13 protein-coding genes are annotated in these 15,489 nt (G+C 66.9%); all 13 read right to left on the bottom strand.

Going from position 1 to position 15,489, the window contains the following annotated elements:
• Positions 1 to 180: 180 nt before the first annotated feature.
• Positions 181 to 909 (bottom strand): carbonic anhydrase, encoded by a 729-nt coding sequence (locus FIV02_RS23965; protein WP_051800626.1) that lies wholly within the window; start codon positions 907 to 909, stop codon positions 181 to 183.
• A 158-nt stretch (positions 910 to 1,067) separates the two neighbouring features.
• Positions 1,068 to 2,732, bottom strand: a complete 1,665-nt coding sequence (pgi, locus tag FIV02_RS23960) for a glucose-6-phosphate isomerase (RefSeq protein ID WP_134678327.1) — start codon at positions 2,730 to 2,732, stop codon at positions 1,068 to 1,070.
• A gap of 14 nt (positions 2,733 to 2,746) precedes the next feature.
• Positions 2,747 to 3,700, bottom strand: a complete 954-nt coding sequence (locus FIV02_RS23955; RefSeq protein ID WP_152489988.1) for a carbohydrate kinase — start codon at positions 3,698 to 3,700, stop codon at positions 2,747 to 2,749.
• Positions 3,701 to 3,809: 109 nt separating this feature from the next.
• Complete coding sequence (xylB, locus tag FIV02_RS23950) at positions 3,810 to 5,309, bottom strand: xylulokinase (protein WP_152489987.1); 1,500 nt, start codon at positions 5,307 to 5,309, stop codon at positions 3,810 to 3,812.
• A gap of 2 nt (positions 5,310 to 5,311) precedes the next feature.
• Positions 5,312 to 6,274 carry a transaldolase gene (gene tal / locus FIV02_RS23945; protein ID WP_152489986.1) on the bottom strand — a complete coding sequence of 321 codons (963 nt, stop codon included), beginning with the start codon at positions 6,272 to 6,274 and terminating at the stop codon, positions 5,312 to 5,314.
• A 15-nt stretch (positions 6,275 to 6,289) separates the two neighbouring features.
• Positions 6,290 to 7,765 (bottom strand): mannitol dehydrogenase family protein, encoded by a 1,476-nt coding sequence (locus FIV02_RS23940; RefSeq protein WP_047584184.1) that lies wholly within the window; start codon positions 7,763 to 7,765, stop codon positions 6,290 to 6,292.
• A gap of 26 nt (positions 7,766 to 7,791) precedes the next feature.
• On the bottom strand, positions 7,792 to 8,895 hold the full coding sequence (locus FIV02_RS23935; protein ID WP_152489985.1) for an ABC transporter ATP-binding protein: 1,104 nt from the start codon (positions 8,893 to 8,895) through the stop codon (positions 7,792 to 7,794).
• A gap of 13 nt (positions 8,896 to 8,908) precedes the next feature.
• Positions 8,909 to 9,742 (bottom strand): carbohydrate ABC transporter permease, encoded by an 834-nt coding sequence (locus tag FIV02_RS23930; protein ID WP_037054547.1) that lies wholly within the window; start codon positions 9,740 to 9,742, stop codon positions 8,909 to 8,911.
• Between the two features lie 10 nt (positions 9,743 to 9,752).
• Positions 9,753 to 10,685 carry a carbohydrate ABC transporter permease gene (locus FIV02_RS23925; protein ID WP_037054550.1) on the bottom strand — a complete coding sequence of 311 codons (933 nt, stop codon included), beginning with the start codon at positions 10,683 to 10,685 and terminating at the stop codon, positions 9,753 to 9,755.
• Positions 10,686 to 10,852: 167 nt separating this feature from the next.
• Positions 10,853 to 12,163, bottom strand: a complete 1,311-nt coding sequence (locus tag FIV02_RS23920) for a sugar ABC transporter substrate-binding protein (protein ID WP_037054551.1) — start codon at positions 12,161 to 12,163, stop codon at positions 10,853 to 10,855.
• Between the two features lie 227 nt (positions 12,164 to 12,390).
• Positions 12,391 to 13,296 carry an AraC family transcriptional regulator gene (locus tag FIV02_RS23915; protein WP_134678236.1) on the bottom strand — a complete coding sequence of 302 codons (906 nt, stop codon included), beginning with the start codon at positions 13,294 to 13,296 and terminating at the stop codon, positions 12,391 to 12,393.
• 61 nt (positions 13,297 to 13,357) lie between these two features.
• Entirely contained in the window at positions 13,358 to 14,419 is a 1,062-nt protein-coding gene (locus FIV02_RS23910) for a PA0069 family radical SAM protein (protein ID WP_152489984.1), read from the bottom strand.
• 76 nt (positions 14,420 to 14,495) lie between these two features.
• Positions 14,496 to 15,482 carry a bile acid:sodium symporter family protein gene (locus FIV02_RS23905; protein ID WP_152489983.1) on the bottom strand — a complete coding sequence of 329 codons (987 nt, stop codon included), beginning with the start codon at positions 15,480 to 15,482 and terminating at the stop codon, positions 14,496 to 14,498.
• Positions 15,483 to 15,489 lie beyond the last annotated feature (7 nt).

The raw sequence follows: 15,489 nt of genomic DNA, 5'->3' as shown, positions 1-15,489 counted from the left end.
GGCGCTTCGCATGAGGCGCCAAGGGTTCGAGACCCGGGAGCCGCAAGGCTCCTTTTTTTACCACGGTTCTCTGGCCGTGCCCCGGGTGCGCAAGCACAGCGCGGGCGATCAGCACCGCTTGCGCGGGGCGCGGCCTTTTCCCTTCGACCGGCCGGAGCAGTTCGCTCCGGCCGGTCTTTTTCATTCCTGCGGGAAGCGCGAGCGCGGGGTGGCCATCGGCACCTTGTCGCCGTCGAGCGGCAGGAAAGTGCCCAGCTCGGCGTCATAGGCCTTGATCTGGCTGGTTTCGATGTCATACACCCAGCCGTGGATGAACAGCTGGCCGCGCGCCAGCTTGGCCGCTACCGACGGGTGGGTGCACAGGTGGTTGAGCTGCGCCACCACGTTTTCCTCGGTGAGCACCGCCAGGGTTTCCTTGTCGTCGCTGCAGTTGCAGTTCTCCGCCACCACGCTGCGTGCCACCTCGGCATGGCGCAGCCAGGCCTTGACGGTGGGCATGGTTTCCAGCGATGCCGGGTTGAGTACCGCCTTCATCGCGCCGCAGTCGGAGTGGCCGCAGACGACGATGTGCTGCACGCCCAGGGCCATCACCGCGTATTCGATGGCGGTGGAGACGCCGCCCATCATCTGCCCGTAGGCCGGCACCACGTTACCGACGTTGCGGTTGACGAACAGGTCGCCGGGCGAGCTCTGGGTGATCAGTTCCGGCACCACGCGCGAGTCGGCGCAGGTGATGAACATGGCACGCGGGTTCTGGGCGGTGGCGAGCTTCTTGAACAGTTCTTCCTGCTGCGGGAAGACTTCGTTGCGAAAGCGCTTGAAGCCATCGACGATGCTGTGCAGCGCCTGCTCGGCGGTTTCGTTGCCCTCATGGGTCTGAAGCGGAATCACCTGGTGTTTGTAAGGCATGCCCTGAACCTCTTTGTTATCTGAAAATGCGCTGCTAGAACGACAGCCGCTGCGCTGTGCGAGTCACACCGCAAGTTTCTCCTGCGCCAGGCGGCGCGACAACCGGTAGGTTTTTGCAATTCGTGGCGAACGCCTGCGGCCGGGCGAGCCGCAGGTCGTCAGCCGCGGTGGTGGCTGCGGAAGAAGTCGATCAGGCCCTGGGTGGACGCATCCTCGGCGCCGCTGAGGTCGCTGCCGACCATGCGCGAGTAGACGCCCTTGCCCAGTTCCTTGCCCAGCTCCACGCCCCACTGGTCGAAGGCGTTGATGCCCCAGATCACGCTCTGCACGAACACCTTGTGCTCGTAGAGGGCGATCAGTGCGCCCAGGCGGCCGGGGCTGACCCGCTCCAGCACCAGGGTGTTGCTCGGGCGGTTGCCGGGGACCACCTTGTGCGGCGCCAGGCGCTGCACCTCGGCCTCGCTCAGGCCCTGGGCGCGCAGTTCGGCCTCGGCCTCGGCGTGGCTCTTGCCGAGCATCAGCGCCTGGCTCTGCGACAGGCAGTTGGCGAACAGCCACTGATGGTGATCGGCGACCGGGTTGTAGCTGCTCACCGGGACGATGAAGTCCGCCGGGATCAGCAGCGTGCCCTGGTGCAGCAACTGGTGATAGGCGTGCTGGCCGTTGCAGCCGACGCCGCCCCAGATCACCGGGCCGCTGGCGATCTGCAGCGCGCTGCCGTCCTGGCGCACGCGCTTGCCGTTGGACTCCATGTCCAGCTGCTGCAGGTGCTTGGTGATGTTGCGCAGGTAATGGTCGTACGGCAGGATCGCGTGGCTCTGCGCGCCCCAGAAATTGCCGTACCAGACGCCGAGCATGGCCAGCAGCAGCGGCATGTTGCGTTCGAACGGCGCCTGCTGGAAGTGCCGGTCCATGCGGTAGGCGCCGGTGAGCAGCTCCTTGAAGTTGGAGATGCCGATGGACATGGCGATGGGCAGGCCGATGGCCGACCACAGCGAATAGCGCCCACCGACCCAGTCCCACATGGGCAGGATGTTTTCCTCGCGGATGCCGAAGGCGCAGGCCGCCTCGACGTTGCTCGACACCGCCATGAAGTGCCGGTGCAGCTCCTCTTCGCTGCCACCCTGGGCCAGGTACCAGCCACGTGCGGCCTGGGCGTTCTTCAGGGTTTCCAGGGTGCCGAAGGTCTTCGACGAGACGATGAACAGCGTGGTTTCCGCACACAGCTTGGCGGCCAGCTCCTGGAACGAGCTGCCGTCGATATTGGCCAGGTAGTGGCAGCGCACGCCGCGCTGGGCGAACGGCAGCAGCGCCTCGGACACCAGCTGCGGGCCGAGGAACGAGCCGCCGATGCCGATGTTCACCACGTCGGTGATCGGCTTGTCGCTGTAGCCGCGCCACAGGCCATGGTGCACCCGGCCGACCAGTTCGCTCATGCGTTGCAGGGCGCGGTGCACCTGCGGCATCACGTCCACGCCGTCGACCAGCACGCGCTCGCCCAGCGGCCGGCGCAGCGCCGTGTGCAACGCCGGGCGCCGCTCCGAGGCGTTGACCTGCGCGCCATCGAACAGCGCCGCGATGGCCTCGGCCAGGCCGGCCTCGCGGGCCAGTTCGACCAGCAGGCTGCGGGTGCGCACGTCGATCAGGTTCTTCGAATAGTCGAGGAACAGGCCGCAGTCATCCAGCGAGAAGCGCGCGAAGCGTTGCGGGTCGTCGGTGAAGGCCTGGCGCAGGCTGAAACCCTCCAGTGCCTGGCGCTGCTCGCGCAGTGCCTGCCAGCTGGGCAGTTGGGTGACGTCCTGCGAGGACGGGGTGTAGGGCATCGGGCAATCCTCTCTCAGCGCGCGGCCAGGTGATGGCGGTCCAGCTCGTGCAGGTAGGGCAGGTCGGGGCCGACCCGTGAGCAGGTCAGCGCGGCCGCCTCGATGGCCAGGCGCAGCATGTCGTCGATCGTTGCGCGGTCGAGCGTCTTCAGCGCCTCGGGGCTGTCCAGGCCATGCCGTGCCAGGTAGCTGAGCAGCGCCGCCTGGAAGGTATCGCCCGCACCGACGGTGTCGCGGGTGTGCACCGGCACCGCCGGTGCCGACCAGTGCCCGTGACGGCTGTGCACGCTGGCGCCGGCACTGCCATGGGTGAGAAACACCAGCTGGCAGCGTTCGCTGAGCCAGCCGGCCGCGACCTGTTGTGGCTCGCGCTCGGGGTACAGCAGCTGCAGGTCCTCTTCGCTGACCTTGATCAGATGCGCATGGCTGGCGAAGGCTTCGACCCGTTCGCGCCATAGCGCGACATCCGGCGCAGGGCCGAGGCGCACGTTGGGGTCGAGGCTGATCAGGCGCCGCTGATGTTCGCGCTGCACCAGCGCCAGCAGCGTGCTGGCCACCGGTTCCACCACCAGGGAGAAGGAGCCGACATGCAGGCCGCGCACCTGGGCATCCAGGGTCGGCAGGTGTTCGGTCAGCAGCAGGCGGTCGGCGCAGCCCTCGCCACGGAAGGAATACTGCGGCGAGCCGGCGGCATCCACGCCGACCATCGCCAGGGTGGTCGGCGCATCGCTGGCGATCAGGTAGGCATCGCTCACGCCCTCGTCGTGCAGGACCTGGCGCAGGCGCTGGCCGAGGCTGTCGGAGGATATCCCGGTGAACAGCGCCGAGTCGGCCCCCATGCGGCGCATGCCCAGCGCCACGTTGAACGGCGAGCCACCGGCGATGGCCTTGAAGGCCAGCTCGTTGCTGCGTGCGCCGTCGCTCTGGATGAACACGTCGAACAGTGCTTCGCCACAGACCAGGTACATATGTCTCTCCGTATCGGTTCTCGCGCAGCTCCGCAAACGGCCCTGGCGCTGGCTCGCGGCGTCGCTCTGCGCCAGTGCCGGGTGTTCCGCAGCCGCCCTCGGGGCGTTCTCACGCCGGGTTGTGTTCGGCGAGCCGGCTGACCTGCTCGCGATAGTGTTGGTAGACCTCTTCGTACTGCGCCGTGCGCGCCGGGTCCGGCTGCGTCTGCGTGCTGGCGTCGAGCTGCACGCAACGTTCGCACAGTGCGGCCAGCTGCGCCTGGCGGTCGGCACCCGGTGTCAGGCACCACGCCGCCTGGATCGCCGCACCCAGGGCGGCGGCCTCGGTCTGTCGCGGGCAGACCAGCGGCGTGCCCATGATGTCGGCGATTACCTGGCGCCACACCGGGCTCTTCGCCGCACCACCGATCAGGCGGATGGTCTGGCTCTGCAGGCCGCTGGCGCGCAGCAGGTCGAGACCGTAGCGCAAGCCGAAGCTGGTGCCCTCGACCACCGCCCGGCAGAGGTTGGCGCGGGTCAGGTTGTCGCTGTCCATGCCCAGCAGGCTGGCGCGCGCGTTGGGCAGCGCCGGTACCCGTTCGCCGTTGAAGAACGGCAGCATCAGCAGACCCTCGGCGCCGATGGGCGCCTGCTCGACCAGCGCGCCGAAGGCCTGGATGTCCAGTTCCAGCAACTGCTGGATCAGCCCGGTGGCGCTGGTCAGGTTCATGGTGCAGATCAATGGCAGCCAGCCGCCGGACGACGAGCAGAAAGTCGCCACCTGGGCATGCGGGCTGATCATCGGCTGGTCGCTGTAGGCGTACAGCGTGCCGGAGGTGCCCAGGCTCATGGTGATCGCGCCGGGACGGATGTTACCGGTGCCGATGGCACCCATCATGTTGTCGCCGCCGCCGCTGGCCACCACGGCCTGCGGGTTCAGGCCCAGGCGCTCGGCGATCTGCGGGCGGATAGGCCCCACCGGCTGGTCCGGCTCCAGCAGTTGCGGCAGGGCGCGCTGCAGGCGCCCGCTGGGGTCGATGAAATCCAGCAGCGCGCCGTCCCATTGGCGTGTGCGCACGTCGAAATAGCCGCTGCCGGAGGCGTCGCCGTATTCGCTGCAGGCACGCCCGGTGAGCCAGTGGTTGAGGTAGTCGTGTGGCAGCAGGATATGCGCGATGCGGGCGAACAGTTCGGGGTGCTGCTCGCGCGTCCAGAGCAGCTTGGACACCGTGTAGCCGGGCGCGATGGCCACGCCCAGGCGCTGCAGCGAGCCGGCTGCGCCGCCGAGGTGCTCGAGCAGGCGCTGGTTCTCCGGGGTCGATTCGGTGTCGCACCAGAGCTTGGCCGGACGCAGCACCGCGCCCTGCTCGTCGAGCAGGACCAGGCCATGCTGCTGGCCGGAGACGCCGATGCCGAGAATCTGCTCGCCGCGAATGCCGGCGGCGGCCAGCGCCTGCCGCGTGGCCTGCTCGAAGGCCTCCAGCCATTGCCCCGGCTGCTGCTCGCGGCGGCCGTTGGCCGCGCTCTGCAGGCTGTGGCTGGCGCTGCCGGCGCCGAGCACCTGGCCGCTGTCGGCGTCGAGCACCAGGGCCTTGGTGCCCTGGGTGCCGCAGTCGATACCGAGGTACATGCTCAGAGCTCCCGCATGCGCTCGATCAACAGCGCTTCCAGGGCGAGCTGATCGGCATGGAACTGGCGAATGCCCTCGGCGAGCTTCTCCGTGGCCATGGGGTCTTCGTTCATCTGCCAGCGAAACTGCTGCTCGTCGAGGCAGGCCGGGGCGAGCACCCGCTGGCCGTCGTCCTGCAGCGCTGGCCGCAGTTCGCCGCTGGCCTGTTCCAGTTCGGCGAGCAGGGCAGGGCTGATGGTCAGACGGTCGCAGCCGGCCAGGGCGAGCACTTCGCCGATGTTGCGAAAGCTCGCGGCCATCACCACCGTGGCGTAGTCGTGCTGCTTGAAGAAGCGATAGACCTGGCGCACCGACAGCACGCCGGGGTCGTTCTCGGCCTCGAAGCGGACGTCCGGGGTCTGCTGCCTGTGCCAGTCGAGAATACGCCCGACGAAAGGCGACACCAGGTAGATGCCGGCCTCGGCGCAGGCACGGGCCTGGGCCAGGTTGAAGATCAGCGTGAGGTTGCAGCGAATGCCCTCGCGCTCCAGCTGGCGCGCCGCCTGGATGCCTTCCCAGGTGGCGGCGATCTTCACCAGGACGCGGTCGCCGGGGATGCCCAGTTGCAGGTAGCGCTGATGCAGCGCGCGCGCCCGCGCCACGGTGGCGGCGCTATCGAAGGACAGCGCCGCCGGCACTTCGGTGGACACCTTGCCCCGGATGGTCGCGAGAATCTCCACGCCCATGCTGACCACCAGGCGGTCGCACGCCTCGGCGATGATCGCGCGGGGCGCTGCGCCGCTGCGGATGGCCTGGCGCAGTGCGTCGTCGACCTGACGCTGGTACTGCCCCGCCTGCAGCGCCTTGAGGATGATCGACGGGTTGGTGGTGGCGTCTTCGGGCTGGAAGCGGTTGATGGCGACCAGGTTGCCGGTGTCGGCGACCACCACGCTGTGCTGCTTGAGTTGGCTGAGCAGGCTGGGCATGTGCGTCTCCGGGGCCTAGGCGTGCAGCAGGTTGTGCAGGGTCTGGCTGACGCCCCGCTCGCGCAGGCTGGTCAGGCAGCGCTCGAAGGCGGCGACGAATTCCAGCGAACGCCCTGGCGCGCTGCCGAAGATCGTCTCCTCGCCGAGCACCCGCGCGGTGAGCTGGGCATCGTCGGCGACCAGTGCCTGGCAATGCTCGGCCCTCGGGTCGGGAATCCGGTAGCGGGCACCGCTTTCGTCCTCGCCCTTGAGGTACAGCGCCCAGGCGGCGACCACCAGCGCCACCCGGTCCAGTGGCTTGCCGTCGGCGATCAGGCGGTGCAGGGTCGGCACGATGAACTTGGGAAACTTCGACGAGCCATCGGAGCATACGCGCTCCAGCTGGTCGGCGATGGCCTGGTTGGAGAAGCGTTCGATCAGCGTGTCCTTGTAGGTGGTCAGGTCGATGCCCGGCACCGGGGCCAGCTGCGGCGTGACGTCGAGGTCCATGAAGCTGCGCACGTACTGGCGCATCAGCGGGTCGTTCATGGTCTCGTGGACGAAGCGATAACCCTTGAGAAAGCCCAGGTAGGTCAGGGCCAGGTGGCTGCCGTTGAGCAGCTTGATCTTCATCTCTTCGTAGGGCGTGACGTCGTCGGTGAACTGCACGCCGACCTCCTCCCAGGCGGGCCGGCCGCTGACGAACTTGTCTTCCAGCACCCATTGCACGAAGGGCTCGCAGACCACCGGCCAGGCGTCCTCGACGCCGTGCTGCGCGGCCAGCTGCTGGCGGTGCGCGGCGCTGGTCATCGGGGTGATGCGATCGACCATGGCATTGGGAAACGACACGTGCTGGTCGATCCAGCTGGCCAGCTCCTGGTCGGCCAGGTGAGCGAAGGCGAGCAGCGCCTTGCGCGTGACGGCGCCGTTGTGCGGCAGGTTATCGCAGGACATCAGGGTAAAGGCCGGAATGCCGGCGGCCCGGCGCCTGGCCAGGGCCGCGCAGAGGAAGCCGAACACGCTCCTGGGGGCGTCGGGGTGGCGCAAGTCGTGCTGGATGGCCGGCAGCTCGGCGAGGAACTCCCCGCTGCTGTCGTCGATGCAGTAGCCGCCTTCGGTGATGGTCAGCGAGACGATGCGGATCGCCGGGTCGGCGAGCTTGTCGATCAGCGCCTGCGGCGATTCCTCGGCCAGCAGCATGTCGTTGATGGCGCCGATCACCCGTACCGGCAGGTTCGGTTCGTCGCCCAGTTCGACCAGGGTGTAGAGATAGTCCTGGCCGGCCAGGGCGTCACGCATGGCGCGGTCCTCACTGCGCACGCCGACTCCGCAGATGCCCCAGTCGAGCGCCAGGCCCTGGTTCATCAGAGCGTCGGTGTAGACCGCCTGGTGAGCGCGGTGAAAGCCGCCAACGCCGATATGGGCGATGCCGGTGCGGATCATGTCCGGGGTGTAGGCTGGCAGCGCGACAGCGCCGCCAAGCCGGGAGAGCTGCTGGCGATTGAGTTTCATCTGGAAAGTCCGGTGATGGCGCGCTGTCAGGCGGCCTGCTGCAAGGGTTTGGCGACGGCCTGGCCGTCGGCGTCGAAGAGGTGGCAGTGCGCCGGGTCGAAATCCAGCGCCAGGGTGTCGCCATAGCGCGGCGCGAAGTCGCCCCGTACCCGCACCGTGAGCATTTCGCCCGAGCTGCAGCGCACGTGGCAGAAGGTGTCGCTGCCCAGGCGTTCGCTGACGTCGGCGGTGACCTGCAGGCGGCCCGTGCCGGCGGCGGCGACGTTGAGGTGCTCGGGGCGCACGCCCAGGGTCACGCTGCTGCCGACGGCGAGCCCGGCGGCGGACAGCGGCAGGCTCAGCTGGCCACCGCATTCCAGTTGCACGGTGCAGCTGTCGGCCTCGACCTGCTGCAGCGTGCCGCGCAGGAAACCCATCTTCGGCGTGCCGAGAAAACCGGCGACGAACAGGTTGGCCGGGTGGTGGTACAGCTCCAGCGGCGAGCCGACCTGCTCGATGCGGCCGCCATTGAGCACCACCACCTTGTCGGCCAGGGTCATGGCTTCGACCTGGTCGTGGGTCACGTAGATCATGGTCGCCTGCAGGTCCTTGTGCAGTCGCGCCAGCTCCAGGCGGGTCTGCACGCGCAGGGCGGCGTCGAGGTTGGACAGCGGCTCGTCGAACAGGAAGATCTTCGGGTTGCGCACGATGGCGCGACCGATGGCCACGCGCTGGCGCTGGCCACCGGATAGCTGCCTGGGCTTGCGCTCGAGCAGGGCCTCCAGTTGCAGGATGCGTGCGGCGTTGGCGACCTTCGCCTCGACTTCCTGCTTGCCCACCCGCGCCAGGTCGAGGGCGAACGACAGGTTCTTGCGCACGGTCATGTGCGGGTACAGCGCGTAGGTCTGGAACACCATGGCCAGGTCGCGGCGCGCCGGGGCGACATCGGTGATGTCCTTGCCGTCGAGCTCGATGTGGCCGCTGCTGACTTCCTCGAGCCCGGCGATCAGGCGCAGCAGGGTGGACTTGCCGCAGCCGGAGGGGCCGACGAACACCACGAACTCGCGGTCGCGGATGTCCAGGTCGATGCCCTTGATGATCGCGGTGCCATCGAAGCCTTTCTTCAGGTTGCGGATCTTCAGATCAGCCATGTCAGTTCTCCCGTTATTTCACCGCGCCGAAGGACAGGCCGCGTACCAGTTGTTTTTGGCTGATCCAGCCGAAGATCAGGATGGGCGCGCAGGCCAGGGTCGAGACGGCGGAGAGCTTGGCCCAGAACAGGCCCTCGGGGCTGGAGTAGGAGGCCACCAGGGCGGTCAGCGGGGCGGCGGCGGAGCTGGTCAGGTTGAGCGACCAGAATGCTTCGTTCCAGCACAGGATCAGCGACAGCAGCATGGTCGAGGCCAGGCCGCCGCGAGCGATCGGCAGCAGCACGCGGACGATCTCCTGCCAGGTGGTGGCGCCGTCCAGGCGCGCGGCTTCGAGGATGTCCACGGGGATGTCCTTGAAGTAGGTGTAAACCATCCACACCAGGATCGGCAGGTTGATCAGGGTGTAGATGATGATCAGCGCCAGGCGCGAATCGAGCAGGCCGAACTGCTTGGCCAGCAGGTAGATCGGCACCAGCACGCCGACCGGCGGCAGCATCTTGGTCGACAGCATCCACAGCAGCGTGCCGCGGGTGCGCCTGGTCTCGAAGAACGCCATGGAATAGGCCGCCGGCACGGCCAGGAGCATGCACAGCAGCGTCGCGGAGACGGAGATCAGCACCGAGTTCCAGGCGAAGGCGAAGTAGTCGCTGCGCTCGTTGATGTGCAGGTAGTTCTCCAGCGTCGGCATGAAGATGAACTGCGGTGGCGTGGCGAAGGCGTCGATCTCGGTCTTCAGGCTGGTCAGCACCATCCACAAGATCGGGAAGAAGATCACCGCGGCGATCGCCCAGGACAGGGTGCCGATCAGCACGCTCTGCAGGCGACGGGATTGCTTGAGGGTCAGCATGTCCGGGGCCTCACTGCTTGTCGGTCAGGTTCTTGCCGATCATGCGGATCAGCACGATGGCGGCGATATTGGCGATGACCACCGCGATCAGCCCGCCCGCCGAGGCCATGCCGACGTCGAACTGCAGCAGGGCCTGGTTGTAGATCAGGTAGGCGAGGTTGGTCGACTCGTAGCCGGGGCCACCGCTGGTGGTGGTGTAGATCTCGGCGAACACCGAGAGCAGGAAGATGGTCTCGATCATCACCACCACGGCAATCGGCCGCGCCAGGTGCGGCAGGGTCAGGTGCCAGAAGATGGCGAGCGGGCCGGCGCCGTCGAGGCGCGCGGCCTCCTTCTGCTCCTGGTCCAGCGACTGCATGGCGGTCATCAGGATCAGGATGGCGAACGGCAGCCACTGCCAGGACACGATCAGGATGATCGAGAACAGCGGATAGTGCGCCAGCCAGTCCACCGGCTGGGCGCCGAAGAACTGCCAGACGGCGGCGAGAATCCCCGACACCGGATGGAAGATCAGGTTCTTCCACAGCAGCGCGCTGACCGTGGGCATGATGAAGAACGGCGAGATCAGCAGCACCCGTGCGATGCCGCGACCGAAGAATTCGCTGGCCTCCAGCAGGGCGGAGATGAGCACGCCGAGCACCACGCTGATCAGCAGCACGCTGCCCACCAGCAGCAGGGTATTGCCGGCACCGGAGAGGAAGGCGGCGTCGGTGACGAAGTACTCGAAGTTCTCCAGGCCGACGAAATCGTTCTCGCCGGGGTACAGCAGGTTGTAGCGGATCAGCGAGAAATAGACGGTCATGCCCAGCGGCACGATCATCCAGATCAGCAGCAGGAGCACCGAAGGGCTGACCAGGAACCAGCCGGGTGCCAGGCGCCGAGGCTTGCGCCCACCCGGCGTGCTGAGCTGGGCAGCAGGTGTGTCGATGGCCGGAGAATTCATCATGCCTCCGAGGGCGGGATTGGGGGTGAGGTAGGGCGGATGGCGTTGCGTCGGGTGGGGTGAGCGCCCGGTTGAGCAGCGACGCGACGCCGACTCTCGCCTGCTCGGGTGGCGCGCCGCGCTTCACCTGCGACGGCGCTGAACCACACCGGGACGCTGCGCGTGGCTTACTTCGGGTATCCCGCGCGCTTCATTTCCCGCGCCGTGCTCTGCTGCGCGGCCTGCAGGGCCTGCTCCGGCTGCATCTGGCCGGTCAGCGCGGCGGCGAACAGCTTGCCGACACTGGTGCCGATGGCCTGGAACTCGGGAATGGTCACCAGCTGGATACCCACGTAGGGCACGGGCTTGGCGCTGGGGTTGGCCGGGTCGGCCTGCTTCAGCGAATCCAGGGTGACCTTGGCGAACGGCGCCGCCTGCATGTAGGCATCGCTGTAGGTCGAGGCACGGGTGCCAGGCGGTACGTTGGCCACACCGTCGGTGTCGGCCACCAGCTTGGCGTAGGCCTGCGAGGTGGCCCAGGCGCTGAAGGTCTTGGCGGCAGCCTTGGACTTGGAGCTGGTGGGAATCGCCAGCGCCCAGGAATACAGCCAGGAAGCGCCCTTGTCGGTGACCTGGGTCGGCGCGAAGGTGAAGCCCACCGCGTCGCTGACCTTGCTCTGCGACGGGTCGGTGACGAACGAGCCGGCCACGCTGGCGTCGACCCACTGCGCGCACTTGCCACTGTTGAACAGCGCCAGGTTTTCGTTGAAACCGTTGCTCGAGGCGCCCGGCGGGCCGTACTTCTTCATGTTGTCGACGTAGAAGTTCAGCGCGTTCTTCCACTCGCTGCCGGTGAATTCCGGCTGCCATTGCTCATCGAACCAGCGCGCACCGTAGGCATTGGCCAGGGTGGTGATCAGCGCCATGTTCTCGCCCCAGCCGGCCTTTCCGCGCAGGCACAGGCCGTAGACGCCCTGCTCCGGCTGGTGCAGCTTGCCAGCGAACTCGGCGAGCTGTGCCCAGGTCGGCTGTTCCGGCATCTGCAGGCCGGCCTGCTCGAACAGGTCCTTGCGGTAATAGGTGATCGAAGCTTCGGCGTAGAACGGCAGGGCGTACAGCGTGCCCTTGGCCGACAGGCCTTCACGCACCGAGGGGAACACGTCGTCGAGGTGATAGTCGGCCGGCAGATCGGTCATCGGCTCCAGCCAGCCTTTTTCGCCCCATAGTGCGGCTTCGTACATGCCGATGGTGAGGACGTCGAACTGGCCGCCCTGGGTGGCGATGTCGGTGGTCAGGCGCTGGCGCAGCACGTTCTCTTCGAGCACCACCCACTTGAGCTTGATGTCCGGGTTCTGTTCTTCGAAGGTCTTCGACAGGCGCTGCATGCGGATCATGTCGCTGTTGTTGACCGTGGCGATGGTCAGGGTTTCGGCGCCCTGGGCGACGACGGTGAGGGACAGGCAAGAGGCTGCAACGAGGGCTTTGATCGAGTTGTTCATGCTTGTGAACTCCTCTCCCGCGCCGGTACGGCTACGGAAGAACGTTATTGTTTTTGTTTCGCTCGGCCCGGATTACACCCCCGCTGGGCCGCGCGGACAAATCCTTGAGCGCACAATGGCCGATACTTTTTTGCACTCGATAGGCAATGCTCAACCTGCCTGGCGAGCAGCGGAACTGCCTGGGATGAGGGGCTGTGGCGATATCGGGGGACAGGAGCGCTGCCGATTCAGTACAGGTTTTGCTCGGTCAGGCGCTGCACCGCCAGCTTGCGATAGCCGGAGGGCGTCATGCCCTTGAGTTGCTGGAAGCGGCGGTTGAAGTTGGAGATGTTGCTGAAGCCGGACTCGAAGCAGACCTCGGTCACCGGCTTGTCGCTCTTGCTCAGCAGCTCGCAGGATTTGCTCACCCGCAGGCGATTGACGAACTCGACGAAACAGCGCCCGGTGGCCTGCTTGAAGAAGCGCGAGAAGTAGGTGGGCGTCATGCCCAGGTGCTCGGCGACCTCCTCCTGGCTGATGCCCTGTGCATAGTGCTGAAAGATGTAGTCCACCGCCCGGTTGATGCGTTCGACATGCTGCTCGTCGCCCAGCTCCGACGAGGTCACGGCCGAGAGCAGCTGGTAGTCCTCGCTGCCGGCGAGCAGCTCCATGAGGATGAAGAAGTGGCCCAGGCGGGTGATCCCACGGCTGCTGGCGATCCTGCCCAGCAGCACGGCGGCTTCGCGAATCAGCTGCGGGTCGCGGAACTCGATGCCGAACTGTGCGCGGGCGAGCAGGGGCTGCAGGGTCTTGAGTTCGGCGAACACGGCGGTGCCGCTTTCCAGCACCTCGTCGGTGAAGTTGACCAGCATGTCGCGGGTTTCCACCCGTTCGCCTTCCTCGACCTGGCTGATCCAGTTGTGCGGCAGCCCCGGGCCGGTGAGAAACAGGGTGTTGGCAGAGAAGTTGCCGATGTAGTCGCCGATGAACACCTTGCCCGAACTGGCGACGATCAGGTGCAGCTCGTATTCCTTGTGGAAATGCCAGCGCACCAGTGGCGAGGGGAAACCGTGCTGACGGTAGATCAGCGAATGGCCTTCATGGTCGTCCATCAGTTCGTAGGACGGGTCGGCTACGCGGGATGTGCGGGTCATGGGGTGCGCCGGTCAATGCCTCGGTTGACCACGTTTTAACATATCGGCGCCCGCTGCCAAGTCAGAGCAGACTCAATTGCGCACCCGGCGGGCAGAACTGCGTGCAATCCAGCGCCACGCTGCCCCGGCGGTCCAGGCCGAACTTGCGGCGCGCCAGGCGGAAGCGCTGTTCCAGCAGGTCGGCGAACTGCCCCTCGCCACGCATGCGGCTGCCGAAGCGGCTGTCGTAGTTCCTGCCGCCACGGCTCTGGCGGATCAGGCTCATCACATGGGCGGCGCGCTCCGGAAAGTGCACCTGCAGCCATTCCTCGAACAGGTCGGCGATTTCCAGCGGCAGGCGCAGCAGCACATAGCCGGCCGAGCGGGCACCGGCATCCCGGGCGGCCTCCAGCAGCGCTTCCAGTTCCATGTCGTTGATCATGGGAATCATCGGTGCGCAGAGCACGCTGACCGGCACACCCGCCTCGTGCAGCGTGCGCATGGCCCTCAGGCGCGCCGCTGGTGCTGCGGTGCGCGGTTCCATGATGCGCTTGAGCTCGTCGTCCAGGGTGGTCAGGCTGAAGGCCACGCTGACCAGGTTGTGGCTGGCCAGTTCGCCGAGCAGGTCGAGGTCGCGCAGGATCAGCGAGCCCTTGGTGATGATGTGCAGCGGATGCTTGTAGCGCAGCAGGATTTCCAGCGCCTGGCGGGTCAGGCGCTGTTCGCGCTCGATGGGCTGGTAGGCGTCGGTGTTGATGCCCAGGGCGATGGGCTGCGGCACGTAACCGGGTTTCTGCAGCTGCTCTTCGAGGCGCTCGGCCAGGTTGGTCTTGGCGATCAGGCGGGTCTCGAAGTCGATGCCCGGTGACATGTCCCAGTAGGCATGGGTCGGCCTGGCGAAGCAGTAGATGCAGCCATGCTCGCAGCCACGGTAGGGGTTCACCGAGCGATCGAAGCCGACATCCGGTGAGTTGTTGCGGGTGATGGCCGTCTTCGCCTTTTCCTTGCGCACCTCGGTGGCGCGGCTCGGCGGCGTTTCCTCCTGATACCAGCCGTCGTCCTGCTGCTCCGAACGGGTCGGTGCATAACGGTTGTGTGGGTTGCTGGCGGTACCACGGCCTCGTGGCGGCAGGCTGGCGGACATGAACGGGCTCCTGAGAATACTGTATAAAAATACAGTTATCTGGCGCCCGGGCAAGTCCCTTCTGTCGCGGCGCCGCTCAGGCGGTCGCCGGTTGCGTCCCGTCCTTGCGCTGGGCGTAGCGCTGCGCCAGTACCGCGCAGACCATCAGCTGGATCTGGTGGAAGAGCATCAGTGGCAGGATCAGCACGCCGATGGCGCCGCCGGCGAACAGCACCTGGGCCATGGGCACGCCGGTGGCCAGGCTCTTCTTCGACCCGCAGAAGAGGATGGTGATGCGGTCCTCCAGGTTGAAGCCCAGCCACTTGCCGAGCAGGTGGGTCAGCAGCAGCGCCAGGGCCAGCAGCACGCAGCAGGCGACGACCACCGCCAGCAGCGTGACCAGCGGCACCTGCTGCCAGAGGCCGCCGATCACCGCGGCGCTGAAGGCGGTGTAGACCACCAGCAGGATCGAACTCTGGTCGACGTACTTCAGCCAGTTCTTGTTCTGCGTCACCCAGCCGCCGATCCAGCGTTGGGCGATCTGGCCGAGGATGAACGGCAGCAGCAGTTGCAGGCTGATCTTGCCGATGGCGTCGAGGGTCGAGCCGTTGTCGCCGTGCACGCCCATCAGCACGGCCACCAGCAGCGGCGTGATGAAGATGCCCAGCAGGCTGGAGGCCGCCGCACTGCAGATCGCCGCCGCGACATTGCCGCGTGCCAGGGAGGTGAAGGCGATAGCCGACTGCACCGTGGCCGGCAGCGCACAGAGGTAGAGCATGCCCATGAACAGCTCGCTGCCCAGCAGCGGCTCCAGGGCAGGGCGCAGTGCCAGCCCGAGCAGCGGGAAGAGGATGAAGGTGCAGGAAAACACCAGCAGGTGCAGGCGCCAGTGACCGGCACCGGCGACGATCGCCTGGCGTGACAGCTTGGCGCCGTGCATGAAGAACAACAGGGCGATGGCCAGGTTGGTGATCCATTCGAACGCGGTGGCGACCTGGCCGCTGGCGGGCAGCAGCGTGGCCGTCAGTACCACGGCGAGCAGGGTCAGGGTGAAGTTGTCAGGCAGCAGGCGGGAGCGGGCCATGATCGAT

The organism is Pseudomonas sp. THAF187a (assembly GCF_009363395.1).
In the GTDB taxonomy this organism is placed as follows: Bacteria; Pseudomonadota; Gammaproteobacteria; order Pseudomonadales; family Pseudomonadaceae; genus Aquipseudomonas; species Aquipseudomonas khazarica.
The sequence above is the reverse complement of the archived record's forward strand: the minus strand, read 5'-3'. Positions and strand labels throughout refer to the sequence as shown.

What these genes read in the sequence shown, in the direction of transcription:
- FIV02_RS23965 (WP_051800626.1), bottom strand. Translation starts at nt 909, where the DNA reads ATGCCTTACAAACACCAGGTGATTCCGCTTCAGACCCATGAGGGCAAC.
- pgi (WP_134678327.1), bottom strand. Translation starts at nt 2,732, where the DNA reads ATGCCCTACACCCCGTCCTCGCAGGACGTCACCCAACTGCCCAGCTGG.
- FIV02_RS23955 (WP_152489988.1), bottom strand. Translation starts at nt 3,700, where the DNA reads ATGTACCTGGTCTGTGGCGAAGCACTGTTCGACGTGTTCATCCAGAGC.
- xylB (WP_152489987.1), bottom strand. Translation starts at nt 5,309, where the DNA reads ATGTACCTCGGTATCGACTGCGGCACCCAGGGCACCAAGGCCCTGGTG.
- tal (WP_152489986.1), bottom strand. Translation starts at nt 6,274, where the DNA reads ATGCCCAGCCTGCTCAGCCAACTCAAGCAGCACAGCGTGGTGGTCGCC.
- FIV02_RS23940 (WP_047584184.1), bottom strand. Translation starts at nt 7,765, where the DNA reads ATGAAACTCAATCGCCAGCAGCTCTCCCGGCTTGGCGGCGCTGTCGCG.
- FIV02_RS23935 (WP_152489985.1), bottom strand. Translation starts at nt 8,895, where the DNA reads ATGGCTGATCTGAAGATCCGCAACCTGAAGAAAGGCTTCGATGGCACC.
- FIV02_RS23930 (WP_037054547.1), bottom strand. Translation starts at nt 9,742, where the DNA reads ATGCTGACCCTCAAGCAATCCCGTCGCCTGCAGAGCGTGCTGATCGGC.
- FIV02_RS23925 (WP_037054550.1), bottom strand. Translation starts at nt 10,685, where the DNA reads ATGAATTCTCCGGCCATCGACACACCTGCTGCCCAGCTCAGCACGCCG.
- FIV02_RS23920 (WP_037054551.1), bottom strand. Translation starts at nt 12,163, where the DNA reads ATGAACAACTCGATCAAAGCCCTCGTTGCAGCCTCTTGCCTGTCCCTC.
- FIV02_RS23915 (WP_134678236.1), bottom strand. Translation starts at nt 13,296, where the DNA reads ATGACCCGCACATCCCGCGTAGCCGACCCGTCCTACGAACTGATGGAC.
- FIV02_RS23910 (WP_152489984.1), bottom strand. Translation starts at nt 14,419, where the DNA reads ATGTCCGCCAGCCTGCCGCCACGAGGCCGTGGTACCGCCAGCAACCCA.
- FIV02_RS23905 (WP_152489983.1), bottom strand. Translation starts at nt 15,482, where the DNA reads ATGGCCCGCTCCCGCCTGCTGCCTGACAACTTCACCCTGACCCTGCTC.